The organism is Flagellimonas sp. B-3 (genome assembly GCF_056857835.1).
Genome location: NZ_JBSXNW010000012.1, coordinates 98,087 through 113,758, shown reverse-complemented (window position 1 = coordinate 113,758; position 15,672 = coordinate 98,087). Strand labels below are relative to the sequence as shown.

The following is a 15,672-nucleotide window of genomic DNA, read 5'->3' as shown; positions in this document are numbered from 1 at the left end:
CAAGGAGAGCTCGGCAGCCTCCGAGCTTCCGGCAAAGGCGGGGTTGTAGATGTTCATGTTGTAGCGGTAAAAGGTATAGTTGGGGTCCTGCTGAGCGCTTACCGAGAAGGAAAGCACAAGGAACAGGGCCAGTAATTGTATATTATTGAAAAGTTTCATCTGTTTTGTATGGTGTTTTTTGTTCTGTTGGTATTAATAGTTGATGAAAATCCAGCCCTGCAATGGAGCGCTGCCGTCCCCTAGGTCGATGACATATAGGTAGGAACCTGCGGGAAGTTTTTCACTTCTGTCCTTGTAGAAACCTTCCCAGTCATTTTTGTATGATCTGGTGGTCAATACCTCATGTCCCCATCGGTTGTAAACTTTCACTACATTATTTGGGTAGTTTTCGATGCCGGGAATCATCCAGGTATCGTTGTTGCCGTCGCCGTTGGGCGTAAAGGCCTGGGCGGGGACCAAAGTAGGTGTTACCGGTGTATCTTCTTCTTCTGGAACAAAAAAGCTGGTATCGTCCAACGGATCTGTATTGTTTGCCAGTTCATCCTCATCCGAATCCCCATCGTTGTCATCATCGGTATCGGAGTTATTGCCAATTCCGTCACCATCCGTGTCCGTATCCTCGGTTTCATCCAAGGGGAAGGCATCTTCGTCATCCGGAGTACCATCGTTGTCATCATCGGTATCGGAATTATTGCCAATTCCGTCACCATCCGTGTCCGTATCCTCGGTTTCATCCAAGGGGAAGGCATCCTCGTCATCCGGAGTACCGTCGTTGTCATCATCGATATCGGAATTATTGCCAATCCCGTCGCCATCCGTATCCGTATCCTCAGTTTCATCCAAGGGGAAGGCATCCTCGTTATCCGGAGTACCGTCGTTGTCATTATCGGTGTCACAAGAATCAGCTATGGAATCCCCATCCGTATCTTCTCCGGTCAAGGTAAGTATTGCTGTCTCCATTTTAACATTGCCATTAATGTCCGTTGCTGCTATCATGATGGTGTAATCCCCTAAATCGGCACAGTCAAAATCCGTACGGTCAATACTTATGCTTGCTATACCGCAACTGTCATAACTGTCAACTACAAAGGCTTCTGCTGTGATGCTGACCGACCCCGTGTCATTTAATTGGATTGCAACATTCTGTACTGTTATTGTTGGCTCAGTAACGTCCATTAATGTGACATTGAAAGTGGTGCTATTGGTATTCCCGTTGCCATCATCGGCAGTAAGCGTAATGGTTTGTAGTGTTCCGTGCCCACTGATCACGGTGCCCTCGATCGGCGATTGGGTTACCGTCGCCGTTCCGCAATTATCCGTTGCGGTCGTCAATCCCGTATAGTTGGGAACGGTAAAATTGCAGTTGGCATCCAGATTTTCCTCTATACTCGTTACAGCGGTCAAAGTCGGGGCTGTCACGTCCACCAATGTAACATCAAAAGTGGTGCTGTCGGTATTTCCGTTCCCGTCATCGGCCGTTAATGTTATTGTTTGAACCGTTCCGTGCCCGCTGATCACGGTGCCCGCATTCGGCAATTGGGTGACCGTCGCCGTTCCACAATTATCCGTTGCGGTCGTCAATCCCGTATAATCTGGAACGGTAAAATTGCAGTTGGCATCCAGATCTTCCTCTATACTCGTTATAGCGGTCAATGTCGGCACAGTCGCGTCCACCAATGTGACATCAAAAGTGGTGCTGTCGGTATTTCCGTTCCCGTCATCGGCCGTCAATGTTATTGTTTGTACCGTTCCGTGCCCGCTGATCACGGTGCCCGCGATCGGTGATTGGCTGACTGTCACTGTCCCACAATTATCCGTTGCGGTCGTCAATCCCGTATAATCGGGAACGGTAAAATTGCAGTTGGCATCCAGATCTTCCTCTCTATCCGATACGGCGGTCAATGTTGGCACAGTCGCGTCCACCAATGTGACATCAAAAGTGGTGCTTTCGGTATTCCCGTTTCCATCATCGGCCGTCAATGTTATTGTTTGAGCCGTTCCGTGTCCACTGATCACGGTGCCCGCAATCCGCGATTGGGTTAGTGTGGGCGTTCCAAAATTATCCGTTGCGGTCGTCAACCCCGTATAATCGGGAACGGTAAAATTGCAGTTGGTATCCAAGTCTTCCTCCTTATCCGTTACGGCGGTCAAAGTCGGGGCCGTCACGTCCACCAATGTGACATCAAAAGTGGTGCTGTCGGTATTTCCGTTCCCGTCATCGGCCGTTAATGTTATTGTTTGAGCCGTTCCGTGCCCGCTGATCACGGTGCCCGCATTCGGCAATTGGGTGACCGTCGCCGTTCCACAATTGTCCGTTGCGCTTGTCAATCCCGTATAATCGGGAACGGTAAAATTGCAGTTGGCATCCAGATTTTCCTCTCTATCCGATACTGCTGTCAATGTTGGCGGGATAAGATCATTAAAGGTTACATCAAAGGTTTGTGTCCCTATTTCACCTAAACTATCCTCAATTGAAACCGTAATGGTGCTTGTTCCCGACGCATCCAATACAGGTGTTATTGCCAAGGAACGGGTATTGCCGCTTCCCGTAACTATAATGTCCGTATTTGCAACCACACTTGTATTTGAAGATGCTGCGGTAACCACAAAGTTATTGTCCCCCGGAAAAGTATCCGTGATTGTCAAAGCAAGTCCCGAAATCGAACCGTTGATACATTCAGACTGGTTTGTTATTACAGAACCTGAAGGTGTATCGTTGGATGTGGTCGCAAAAGAAACTTCACTGCCGTAGCTCGTCCCTTCGCTATTGATGGCATACGCACGAACGTAATAAGTTGTCCCCTCGGTAAGCCCTGTGATTTCCTGCGTAAAACTACCATCTCCGGAACCAATTTGCACTTTGGTGTCAGCCGTTGTTGGTGTGCCTGTGGTGTTGTAAACAATACCGCGTTCGGTTACGGATGCCCCACCGTTGTCGGTTACGTTACCACCAAGGGTAGCTGCGGTATGGGCAATGCCTGAGGCAGTTGTGGTAGTTACGGTTGGTACTTCAAGTAAATTGATGGTTATTGTAAACGTCTGATTGGTCAATTCACCACCGTCTGGGTCGCTTACCTTAAATTCAAAACTATCTGCGTTCTGATCAGCAACAGTATTCGTATATCTGATACGGTCATTGTTAACATCGTCTAAGGTGAAAGTGGCATTTTCAACCAGTTCAACATCTCCGGCCTCAAATACGGTACTTGGATTGGAGTCTATAAACAAAATACCGTGTGATACTGCCGAGGTAATAGTAAATGTAATATCTATGCCACCCCCTGTTTCGGCATCGGTAGCGTTCAATTTACCTGAATCGATAAGTTCCGTTGTTCCTTCATTAAGGGTTAACCCGTTGTTTACTGTTACCGTAGGGATCTGATTTATCGTAATGTTAAACGTCTGATTGGTCAATTCCCCACCGTCTGGGTCGCTCAGCGTAAACCCAAAACTATCCGAGGTCTGATTACCTACAGTATTGGTGTACCTGAGTCTGTTATTGTTAATATCATCTTGTGTAAATGTTGCGTTTACCAAAAGTTCTTCTTCCCCGGAATCGAACGTATTGTTAAGATTGGCATCAAGAAACAATGTCCCATGGGCAACGGCACTGGTAATCGTTGCGGTCAGTTGGGCATCATCCATAGTTTCATCATCATTAAAATGTAATTTACCACTATCAATATTTCCAGTTTCTCCTTCTGTTACCGTTAATCCGGTATTGGCATCCACTATTGGAGCTGCATTGGGAGCACTCGTTGTAAAATTCACCACCCCGCCATAAGTTGTTCCCTCAGTATTGGTTGCATAGGCTTGGTAATAATAGGTAGTGGATGCACTCAGTCCTGAAATAGCTTCGTTAAAAACACCTGTACCACTTCCATCATCAGGCACATTAGTTACTCCACCTTCGCCAAGGGTTGGGGTATTGTCGGAACTGGAATAGACGAAACCTCTAGCAGAAACAGTTGCGCCGCCATCAGAGGTTACATCGCCATTTAAAGTGGCTCCTGTCGCGGTGATGGATGACGCAGCCGTGGTGGATGCGGTTGGTGCACTAAGGGTAATTTCCGCTGGTGAATAGGTTACATCACTTAAAATAGTGGTAGCATTATTGTCAGGACTTCCGGTAAATGTAATCCTAAACTCATCGATTGAATCAAAATTACTGTTATCGGAAACATCTATATTTTGAATGACATTTTGGGTGAATGTAATTGATTTGGTCGCACCGCTTACTGCAGAACCATTATCAAATCCTGTCAAGGTGGCACTTGAAGTTGTACTAATGTTAAACCCTATTGTAATATTTTCAAGCTGAAAGTTTGTACCATCTGTACGTTTAAAGCTATAATATGAATGTGGTGGATTCATTGTGAATGTGATTGCGTCACCATCACCCGATGTGTTTCGCGCAACGATTCCATTTCCTCCTCCCACTGATTCAAAAGTGTAATTTATCCCGTCTTCGGCCATGGTAAGGTTTCCTGAGCGTGGGGAAGGGCCAAAGGAAGCAATTGCAAGATAGCCTCCCGTAAATTCCAGAGTTGTTTGATCACTTGGCGCTGCATCCGTTCCAAAACTCAACACCCCGCCATAAGTTGTTCCCTCAGTATTGGTGGCATAGGCTTGGTAATAATAGGTAGTGGACGCACTCAGTCCAGAAATAGCTTCGCTAAAAACACCTGTGCTGCTGCCATTAGACATATCAGTTACACCAGTTTCCCCAAGAGTTGGGGTATTGTCGGAACTGGAATAGACGAAACCTCTAGCAGAAACAGTTACGCCGCCATCAGAGGTTACATCGCCATTTAAAGTGGCTCCTGTGGCAGTGATGGAGGTAGCCGCAGATGTAGTCAGTGTGGGTGGTTGAGTTGTTACCTGGAAATCATCTAAAATGATATCATCTATTTCAAAATAAGCTCCACTACTGGGTGCTTGCAGCGTAAAAGAAGTGATATCCTGGAAATAAGCTGCATTCACATTGCCGGCAACATCGATATAGGTTAATTCTCCCACCCCATCCAGTGGTGGGTTTATGGTGATATTTCCTTTATCTGTGGAAAGGGTATAATCGGTTGGATTGGTATCCGAATCACCCTGATGAGAAATATAAAATCCTTGTAAGTCAAAGCTATTGCCGGCTTCAATTTCAAAATCTACCTGCGTTTCGAGCGCATTCCATCCGAAATAAAGTCCTTCAGAACCATTGTATGCCCATCCTTTTTCTGAACCTTTAAAAACATTATCCGCTGTGGCCGTGATCGTAAATGACGGGTCGATATCATTATCTTCTACCGTCAGAGTTTGGGTATTCCAGCCGGTATAGGTAGCGGTGGCCGATTCAAAATCAAACTTTTCGCCTGAAACAGCAGAAGTCACAAAACTCTCCTCATTCCCATAACTTGTTCCTTCGCCATTAATGGCATAAGCGCGCACATAATAGGTGGTTTCCGCAGTAAGGCCGGTAATAGCTTCAGAAAATGAACCCGTTCCGCTTCCAACCTGTACTTTATTGTCGGCTGTGGTAGGATTTGAGCTGATGGCATACACAAATCCATATTCTGTCACCGTATCACCGCCATCATCGGTTACGTTGCCGCTTAGGGTAGCTCCGGTGGCGGTGATGGATGAGGCAGCTGAGGTGGTTACCGTTGGGGCAGTTGCTGGGAAAACGGCTGGCTCAAAATCGAAGTTATCAAAAGACAAGGATGGTCCATTTATTACTCCAACATTCGGGTCCGTCCCTGTAAAAGTTACTCGCTGTACATTTTCCCAATCAGAGTTGAAGGTTAAAGTGCCATCTTGTAGCGTGGGAACAGATTCTAATCTGTTATAACTGATTGAACCACTGCCATCGCTGACGGCCATATTTAAGTTATCCGAAGCAATTTCTACTCCGTTTTCATCAAATCCCCTCACAATGAAATTTTCAGTTCTGGAACTAGTCATACCATCTACATTGCTGATAGCAAATGATACGAGTTTAAAAGGGGAACCATTTGCTGATTCAAACCCAATCATGGTCGTTCCCGCCTCGGGCATCAAAAAAGAAAAGTACCGGTTGCTTGAAGGAAAGGCAGTCTGGCCTAATGTTCCATCTGTACCAATAGCAGTTTGTTTTGATGTATAATCAGAAAAAAATACCAAGTCGCCAACCGTTCTGCCATTGGCACCTACTTGAACAGTAGCACCATCATTCGGATAGCTTTCGAAATTTTCATCCGAAGGTGCCTGAGCATGAACAACTGATGAAGTGATACTAAAAAATAATAGAAATAAAATAGAGTAGGCCGTTATTTTCATGAAGGAAAAGTGTTAAGCTTTTTTAAAACAGGGCAATACTATAACATTATACTTTTTCCTACATATAAATGTTGTGAATGTAGATATTTATGATGCTTAAACTTATTTGTTTTGTAGGTATAATATTGTTAAATTATTATTGTTTGAATACAAAAAATTGGAACTGGCTGTAAGTCGGCTTTGTATTCACCAATTCTGAAACCATCATATTCTAGCTCCATATCTTACATTTTTTATGTATTCCATTATTTATTAGTCTGTTACATAAAAAACGGGCACGGTTTACTTGCACATACTACATTTCACTGAACTATGCGAGGGTAACGCAGCAGCGGTATGCAGGGAACTGGAACTGAACCCTTAGGTATCGGGGTGTTGGTGCAGGGCGCCAAAAAAAAATGGGAAGAACGGTTTCCCTGGAAATGGAACCCTCAAGTTTACAGATGAACAAAGGCCGTTATCGGTTTATGAACAAAAAAAGTAACATAGAGTTGCTGTTTAAAAATAGGGTTTTCAAATGAGTGGTCAAATATCCTTTTGGCCTCATAAAGGATAAAAAAATCTTTTATCGTTATTTTTGTTTCTCACTGTATGCACAAACATGGATAACCAAAATAGTGTGATTGTCCCATTTGAACCTAAGTCCCGATCCAATGCGAATACTATAGTTCATATTTTACAAAGTTTTTTGATTACATTTTCGTAACTATTGGACAGCAGTATTGGTACCCATGTACCATTCATTATCAACAAAATTTTTAGATACCCATGATAAATACCGATCAAAAGTTAAAGGAACGGGTCAAAGAGTTGACTTGTCTCTATGAGGTCACTTCAATCATAGTGAATTCCGGATACGACGAACTGTCCACTTCCTTGGAAGCCATCGCCTATTGTTTAAAAAGGGGGTGGCGGTTTCCTGAAGAAGCCGAGGCAGCAATGTCCATTGGTGCATATCAGGTACAGACCAGTGGATTCAAGGAGCAAATGACCTGCCTATCTTGTGATGTCATTGTATTCAATAAAGTAGAAGGGGTCATATCCGTAGGTTATCCAGCTTCATCCTACACTCTTGAAGACTTTCTTCCAGAAGAGCAGACCCTACTGAAAAATGTATGCCTGGCCGTCGGTAACCTTATGGAACGCAAGCAGATCCATGATAGCGAAGAGGAAACGAAAAGACAAATGGAACGTAACGATCGTTTGCATATCATGGGAGAGATTACTGCCGGAATAGCCCATGAACTCAACACTCCTTTAGCCAATATTTTGGGATTTGCCGAATTGTTGCTGGATGAAACTACCGATACGAGGACCAGAAGGGATTTACAAACGATTTTGGACAATGCCATTTTCAGTAGGGAAATCGTAAAGAAACTGATGTTCTTTACCTGTGAAATGCCACAACAGATGGAATTGATCGAACTAAATAAGGTAGTGGACAGTGTGATACGTCTGATGGGGCCATCCCTTAGGGCAAAACAATTATCGGTCATCAAATCCTACGACAATGATGATTTCCGGATTCGGGCCAATACGGTTCAATTGACCCAGGTCATGTTCAACCTCATTATGAACGCGGCCTACTACTCACCTGTACACGGAGAAATAAAGGTAGAGATACTTAATGGGGAACAAAAGATTATCATTAATATCATCGATCAAGGGGAAGGCATTGCACCTAATCAGGAAAACAAGGTATTTGAACCATTTTATACCACCAAACCAATCGGGGAAGGGACTGGTCTTGGTCTAAGTGTCGTTCACGGAATCATCAAAAGTTATAAGGGCACCATTACACATAGGCCCAATGTGCCAAAAGGTACTATTTTTACCATCGAGTTCCCAAATTGACGCCCATGCCATTGAACAAAGAGAACATTCTTATCGTAGATGATGATATCAAGATCTTGGAACTATTGGCAAGAAGGCTCAAAGAGTTCAACTACCATGTTTTTAAGGCGATATCCGTTAAGGAAGCCTTGTTTATACTAAAGGATACTTCAATAGATCTGTTGATAACGGATATTCAAATGCCGGAAGTCGATGGTATTCAATTATTGAAGTATGCCAAGGAACATTATCCCAACATGCCAAAATTGGTGGTTACCGGATACCCATCTGTTGACGGCGCCTTGGAAGTGATCAAGTCGGGTGCCATGGACTATATGGCCAAGCCCTTTACAAAAGCAGAACTCAAAACGGCCGTGGAAAGAGCATTGGAACATGGGAGAGCGGACCAAGCATCCGTTGCAAATGTTCCATCCCGAACGCAAAACCTACCGTTCAAGGAGATGGTGGGCAATTCCACAGCCTTCAAACAAGTGCTTACCATTATAGACAGGGTAAAGAATAACCGGGCAACGGTATTGATACATGGTGAGAGTGGCACTGGAAAGGAATTGGTGGCGCGGGCCATACATTATTCAGGAAAATACAGCAAGGGGCCCTTTATTGCGGTGAACTGCGGGGCCATTCCGGACAATTTGCAAGAGGCGGAATTGTTTGGTTATACCAAGGGGGCCTTTACAGGGGCAGACCAAAACCGGAATGGTTTTTTTCAGGCGGCATCCGGGGGTACGCTCTTTTTGGACGAAATAGGTAACGCCTGTTTGGATGTACAGGCCAAATTATTGAGAGCACTGCAGGAAAAGGAAATTACAAAGGTCGGTTCCAGAACCTTGGAAAAAGTCGACCTTCGTATTGTTGCGGCCACAAATATGGATCTCTTGGAGGAAATCAAGAAAAAAAACTTCAGGGAGGATCTCTATTATCGTTTGACCGTCGTTGAGATAAGGGTACCCCCGCTGCGCCAACGAAAGTCCGATATTCCCTTACTTGTTGATCGATTCCTCCAAAAATACGGCATGGAATATAGGGACCGTTTGTTGCGAATCGATTCCGAGGCCTTGAAAATTATGGAACGTTATCCTTGGCCGGGAAATATAAGGGAACTTGAAAATGTGGTACAACGAGCGGTTATTATGGCGGATGGCCCGATCGGTACCAAAGACTTACCGGACTTTTTAAAATATGAGATAGACTTTCCGAACGAGGAGTTAATACCCCTAAGGGACATGGAAAGAAAGTATATCAAGCGGGTGCTGCTCCATACCAAAGGGAACAAGACCAAAGCAGCTGAAATTTTAAAGATCAGTCGAAAAACGCTTCGCGACAAGCTCGATTGATTTGGTCAAATTCTTACCAACTGGTCAGAAACTTACCGATTCTAATTTTTCAATCTTTTTCATTTACACATGTTAGTTGCTGTTAATCAGAGGCATACTTTGAATTCTATTCTTTTTGCCTTTTAGGGCATGGCATTTGCCATTTAGTGTTCCGAATGGTTTTGAGTCGGTCGGGCAGAGATAAAACCGACCGAACCACTATAATTTGAAAACGCTAAGGATGGTAAGGCACTCTTTGAGATACGGAAACCTTGTTTTGGAAAGATATGATTTCTTGATGGTCAAAAAATATATGCAAGGTCCACTGGGTTTGGAAGATTATACCCATGAAAATGCATTGGCCTTGTTGGAGGAAAATTTATTGGATGCCATTGTTGTGTATGAAAAGAATATGCCCTCAGAGGTTGTAAGACTGTATTCTACCGTTTCGGTTATCAGCTCCTCGGGTATGGAAGAGTGTTTTCAATTGGTACCACCGGATCAAGTCGATTTGGCAAAGGGCAGGAAATCTGCGCTCAGCAATTTGGGCTGTTCAGTTCTTGGACTATCGCAAGGGGACATCATTAGGTATGGTGTGCCCAGTGATTTTGTTTCCTTGCGTTTGGCAAAGGTTGAGCAAGTTGACACCAAGACCAGACTGGCCATCTCGGAGAAGGAATTACGCACTTTATTCAAACGGAATTTAATGGAAAAGATGTTCGATGAACTGGAGTTGGAATCATCCTAGGGTTATTTGGATGTCGATACTAGAAACAGAAAGTTAGCCAAATAAAAAAGATATGAATACAAAACTAACATTAAAACAACGCATACTGGTAGGGTTTGTACTAGCGTTGGCCTTTTTCTTGGTGCTGGGATCCAATTTGGTGGACCGTAGACATTTTTCGACGATACAAAAAACGATTGAATCGATCCATGATGATCGTGTGGTGGTACAGGATTATATCTATCAGTTGAGAAATTTTCTGCACGATAGGGAAGTGGAGGTTTTGGAAACCGGAAACATTGAAAAAAACAATGAACATTATGGGCAAATCACGGCCATCCTTGATGATTTTGCTGCGACCGAGCTGATTCGGGAGGAAGCTGAATTTTTAAAGCGCTTGCGTCAACAATTTTATGGCCCGTCAGGCTTGTCGAGCGTATATGGGAAAGGGGACAAATCAAAAATTTTGGAGCATATCCATAGTACAAAGAAAACCTTGGATGCTCTTGAGGAAATTCAAATTGAAGAAAGCGGACATCTTACGCGAATCTCAGAAAAATCATTGAGTGTCAATAGAATGTTGTCCAATTTGGAAATCGGTTTTATGATCATCATAGGGCTTTCCATACTAATGTTGGTTTTTCAGCCGATCAAAACACTGTATCCCATTCATTGATGAAAAAATATAACATAAAAAACAGTCCCATGAAGGAATTTGTACGGAGTTTATGCTCCACCTGTATTCACCAATCAAATTGTGCTTTGAGCAGTAATAGGTCAAATATCAACTTATGTAACGAATATCGTCAATATATGGATGATGGTAAGGAACCTACCATAGTGGTTTCGGATGAAATGTATTAACAAACAAGTAGTAGGTACGGCGTACCCAATAAATAATTTTTTATGACAACAACGTTAACATCAAAAAGAAAGCAGCCAAAACAAGGCATGTTGGACAACGTTATGCGCCAGTTCAATAATGCAGCGGATATTATTGAACTGAATGCCAACATTAGAAAGATACTGGAAGTCACCAACACTGAATTCGTAGTGCATTTTCCAGTACGTATGGACAATGGGGAGGTAGAGATCTTTACGGGCTACCGCGTTCAGCACAATAATGCACTGGGTCCCTATAAGGGTGGATTACGTTACCACCCCACCGTGGATATCGACGCGGCCAGGGCTTTGGCCATGTGGATGACTTGGAAGACCTCTTTGGCCGGATTGCCCTATGGTGGGGCCAAGGGAGGAATACAATTAGATCCTACCAAATATTCCCAGGACGAACTGCAACGAATCACGAGAAGGTTTACCTATGCCCTTGGGGACAATATTGGACCGGAACTGGATATCCCAGCACCGGATGTGAACACCAATCCTCAGACGATGGCTTGGATCTTGGATACCTATATGTCTACCAAATCACCCAATGAACGTTCTAAGAACCTGCATGTGGTTACGGGCAAGCCGATTGGTGCCGGAGGTTCCGAAGGGAGAGACCGGGCAACGGGCTATGGTGTTTTCCTGACCATCAAATTTTGGGCGGAACACAAAAGGATTGATCTAAAGAACAAAACATTCATTGTACAGGGGTTTGGTAATGTAGGCTATTGGGCCGCCCATTTTCTAAAAAATGAAGGAGCCATACTTACTGCTGTACAGGATGCTTATGGAAGTATCCATAATGATGAGGGCATTTCACCAGAAGACCTTTTGGAGTATGCAAGGGCCAATAAAGGCAGTATATCGGGCTATGCGGGGGCAAGTCCCCTTGACAACAACGAATTTTTTGGTTTGGACTGCGATATCTGTATTCCTGCTGCCCTGGGCAACCAGATTACTGTGGACAATGCCCATAAAATTAAGGCTAGCCTGATTGCCGAAGGGGCCAATGGGCCGACTGACGTTCAGGCGGAGGAAATCCTTTTAAAACGAGGTATTGATATTATACCGGATATCCTATGCAATTCGGGTGGTGTTATAGGAAGTTATTTTGAATGGTTGCAAAACCGCAACGGAGAAATATGGCATTTGGACGAGGTTTTGGAGAAACTGGAAAGAAAAATGCGAGAGTCCTTCAACAAGGTCGCGTACAAAACAGAAACAAAGAACCTGGATATGCGTACGGCCGCCTTTGTCATCGCCATAGAGCGACTTGAGGACACCTATATCCAAAGGGGTATTTTTCCATAATCCAATGACCTAATTAGGTTTCCGCATGAATGTACTGGAGACTATAATATAAAAAAAGAAATAATGAAGTACGGTAGTTTAGTAATTGAAAAAAAAGAATATGTCCTTTTAAAACGGTTAATGAACCTATCAGGATTCTATAAAGACAATACCCTTAAGAGTTCGGTTAAAAAGCTCGTGGGTGAAATGGAAACAGCACGGATATTGGATGAAGCGGAAATGCCGGATGATGTCATCCGGTTCAATGCCATGGTGACCATAATTTCCGATAATGGATGGCACAAAAAGTTCAAATTGGTACTTCCTAGCCGAAGTGATGTGAAAAATAACCATATTTCAATCCTGACCCCTATGGGAGCAGCAGTCATGGGATATGCCAAGGGGGATTCACTGGTTTGGGAGTTTCCTTCTGGAAACCAAAAATTGACCATTGAAAATGTAGAACAGGAGAATGAACCCATAAACCTAAACATGGTATTATGAAGCAGGTGAACAGACCCCATTTTCATGAGTCCTTAAACCAGATTATAGTTAAAAAGGATAAGTTGGAGACTGCCAATTGGATCGAAACCATGGAGTTGATCAGCAATGAACTGCAATATTTGATTCCATTGGAAAAACGCCTATTGGGAGCCCCTGCGGTAAACCAAAGCCTTTTGACAGTCCAACGGGAAAACCAACTTCGATTGGGCACCCTGTATAGGTATGAAAGGACAATGATGAATGCCATTGAGTGCGATACAACGGAATGTGACGCCTATTACCTCCATGCCCATGAGAAAAATCGAGATGGTTTTATGGACCATATCAAAACGTATACAGCGCTTAAGCTAACGTTGCTATCGAAGATCTTGGAACGTTTCTGAGCGAAACCTTAATAACAGGTCCACATCAGTAGTCATATCAATTTATTCAAAATAAAGGATTAGAAACCTTGAATACGTTTGAAGGTCATTTGATTATCAATGTTTGATAATTCATGAACCGGTATCCTTTAGTATGTTGATCAGCCACTAATGTGTCGATACAAAAAACAATCAAAATATTTATGAAGCATTTTTTTTCTAATTTTAAAGGAGATTTATTTGGTGGCATTACAGCGGGCATTGTAGCCCTTCCCTTGGCTTTGGCCTTTGGTGTCAGCTCGGGTATGGGTCCAAGTGCTGGGTTGTACGGTGCCATATTCATTAGTTTTTTTGCAGCCTTGTTTGGGGGCACAAATACTCAGATATCCGGACCTACGGCACCTATGACCGCCGTTAGTATGGTTGTCGTTGCTGGTATTGTGGCTATGAACGATGGTGATCTCGAGAAAGCATTGCCGGCCATTTTACTGGTGTTTCTATTGGCAGGGCTAATGCAGATCATATTGGGCCTTGCTGGGCTTGGAAAATACATTCGCTATATTCCGTATCCTGTAGTCTCAGGCTTTATGACGGCCATTGGAGTAATCATCCTTGTTACCCAAATGTTGCCTTCGATGGGTTATTACCCCAAAGAAGATGCCGCTTTTGTGGATCAATTCAGACCTCGTGCGGAAGAGGTTATTCTTAAGAATATTCTCAATGAGGAATCGAACGAAGGAATATTGGTACTTGAGGATTTTCAAGAAACTCTGGATAGGGCAGGGGAGGTCTCGGAGGAAAGTATCCGGAAGGAAGCTCAAACCTTGGCCAATAAAGATGCTTCTGGGGTCATAGGTACGATCAAGGTCTTGCCCAGGGCTCTACAACGGATAGATTGGCTGGAACTTGCTCTGGCATTGGCCACTATTGTGATCATCTATGGATTTAAAAGAATTACAACCGCCATTCCCAGTGCCCTGGTGGCTTTGTTGGTCGTTTCAGGAGTGGCCTATGGGTTTGGACTGGATTACAGGCCTATCCAACAAATACCCAGCGGTTTTCCTGTGCCCCATTTGGACATCTTTAGTGAATTTAAATTGAGCTCGGTAACCCCCTATATTTTTACGGCCTTGACCCTGGCTCTTTTGGGAGCCATAGATTCGCTATTAACTTCCGTGGTTGCAGATAATATGACCAAGACCCAACACAAACCCAACAAAGAATTGATGGGGCAGGGTATTGGAAATAGCATTGCCGCAGTTTTTGGGGGAATACCTGGTGCAGGAGCCACCATTCGTACCGTGGTCAATATCAATGCAGGCGGGAAAACAAGGTTATCGGGGATGGTTGCAGGGATTCTTTTGCTCATCGTATTGTTGGCCTTGGGGCCGATAGCCTCCAAAATACCCGCAGCGGTACTTGCCGGGATTTTGGTGACCGTAGGTATCGGGGTAATAGATTACAAAGGACTGAGGGCCGTACCTTATTTGCCCAAGGATGTCAAGTTCGGACCTTTCAAGTTAAGTTCTGAAGTGTTGATAATGTTGGTGGTCATGGTGTTGTCCTCTATTTGGAACTTGGTCTATGCCGTAGGTATCGGTTTGGTAATCGCTTCCTTCATGTTTATGAAAAAAATGGGAGACTTAACGGCCAAACGATCTGATGTCAAAACCTTGAAAGAAGAAAAGGGATGGGCGGATGAGGTCAATTTTCCGGAAGACCTTAAAAAGGAAGTTTTTATTAAGCATTTGAAAGGCCCCTTGTTTTTTGGGTTTACAAGCGAGTTTCAACAATTGGCCAAGCAAATCCCAAAAACGGCCTCCACGGTGGTCATCCGAATGGATCGCATGCAGTATTTAGATCAATCTGGACTTTATACCCTTGAAGATGTTTTGATGGACCTTAAAAATACAGGTGTTACCGTACTTTTTGTACATGTTTTGGAACAGCCCAAGTATATGATGGAACGGGTTAAACTGATACCTTCCTTAATTCCTGAGGATCAAATATTCGATGATTTTGAAGCTTGTACCTCCTACATTAAGAAAAATGCATTGGATAAGGGGTAAGTTACATCACTGAAAATTATCGAGGAAAGGAGTATTATATTCGGGTTGACCAATTCTGGAGGATACTTTTTTGATCATGAGAAGACAACGGTTCCGTTAGGGGTGCTAAAGAATAGGCTGTCGTTGCTATAATGCCTATTAATAGAACCGCTAATGAAATGGGCGGTAACCGTTGTTTTTTCCCATGGTCTTGCCCAAGAAGCAAAGATCGACCACCATTTCATTATAGGTGTACCATCCACTTTTCATGATATGGTTCAACTCATGTTTGAATTTGTCTTTTATAAATTATAGCTTTCCAAGCTCTACCATATACATAGACAAAAACAGGTTCAGGTATGGCAGTCAACATCCAATGT

At 43.6% G+C, this 15,672-nt stretch carries 11 protein-coding genes; 9 read left to right on the top strand and 2 right to left on the bottom strand.

The features are described from left to right. Both AC13CS_RS02280 and AC13CS_RS02275 read right to left on the bottom strand, forming a co-directional pair. A partial coding sequence (locus AC13CS_RS02280) for a type IX secretion system membrane protein PorP/SprF (RefSeq protein WP_482888338.1) occupies positions 1 to 159 on the bottom strand: 159 nt, incomplete at its 3' end. A gap of 33 nt (positions 160 to 192) precedes the next feature. Then, entirely contained in the window at positions 193 to 6,306 is a 6,114-nt protein-coding gene (locus AC13CS_RS02275) for a T9SS type B sorting domain-containing protein (protein WP_482888337.1), read from the bottom strand. A 768-nt stretch (positions 6,307 to 7,074) separates the two neighbouring features. On the opposite strand from AC13CS_RS02275, the gene AC13CS_RS02270 reads away from it, so the two are divergent. The 9 genes from AC13CS_RS02270 (at position 7,075) to AC13CS_RS02230 (ending at position 15,313) form a co-directional block, all read left to right on the top strand. Next, on the top strand, positions 7,075 to 8,160 hold the full coding sequence (locus tag AC13CS_RS02270) for a sensor histidine kinase (protein WP_293162619.1): 1,086 nt from the start codon (positions 7,075 to 7,077) through the stop codon (positions 8,158 to 8,160). Between the two features lie 5 nt (positions 8,161 to 8,165). Next, positions 8,166 to 9,494, top strand: coding sequence for a sigma-54-dependent transcriptional regulator (locus tag AC13CS_RS02265; RefSeq protein WP_293162622.1), 1,329 nt, complete (start codon positions 8,166 to 8,168; stop codon positions 9,492 to 9,494). Positions 9,495 to 9,714: 220 nt separating this feature from the next. Beyond that, entirely contained in the window at positions 9,715 to 10,221 is a 507-nt protein-coding gene (locus AC13CS_RS02260; protein WP_293162625.1) for a GreA/GreB family elongation factor, read from the top strand. Positions 10,222 to 10,273: 52 nt separating this feature from the next. Beyond that, on the top strand, positions 10,274 to 10,876 hold the full coding sequence (locus tag AC13CS_RS02255; RefSeq protein WP_293162628.1) for a hypothetical protein: 603 nt from the start codon (positions 10,274 to 10,276) through the stop codon (positions 10,874 to 10,876). Between the two features lie 29 nt (positions 10,877 to 10,905). Beyond that, positions 10,906 to 11,064: a hypothetical protein gene (locus tag AC13CS_RS02250; RefSeq protein ID WP_482888336.1), complete on the top strand. Its 159-nt coding sequence runs from the start codon at positions 10,906 to 10,908 to the stop codon at positions 11,062 to 11,064. A 42-nt stretch (positions 11,065 to 11,106) separates the two neighbouring features. Then, complete coding sequence (locus tag AC13CS_RS02245; protein WP_293162630.1) at positions 11,107 to 12,399, top strand: Glu/Leu/Phe/Val family dehydrogenase; 1,293 nt, start codon at positions 11,107 to 11,109, stop codon at positions 12,397 to 12,399. A 63-nt stretch (positions 12,400 to 12,462) separates the two neighbouring features. Next, complete coding sequence (locus AC13CS_RS02240) at positions 12,463 to 12,882, top strand: GreA/GreB family elongation factor (RefSeq protein ID WP_293162633.1); 420 nt, start codon at positions 12,463 to 12,465, stop codon at positions 12,880 to 12,882. Continuing rightward, entirely contained in the window at positions 12,879 to 13,265 is a 387-nt protein-coding gene (locus AC13CS_RS02235) for a hypothetical protein (protein WP_293162636.1), read from the top strand. Before AC13CS_RS02240 ends, AC13CS_RS02235 begins: the two co-directional genes overlap by 4 nt. A gap of 182 nt (positions 13,266 to 13,447) precedes the next feature. Continuing rightward, entirely contained in the window at positions 13,448 to 15,313 is a 1,866-nt protein-coding gene (locus AC13CS_RS02230; protein ID WP_293162639.1) for a SulP family inorganic anion transporter, read from the top strand. The last annotated feature ends 359 nt before the right edge of the window (positions 15,314 to 15,672 follow it).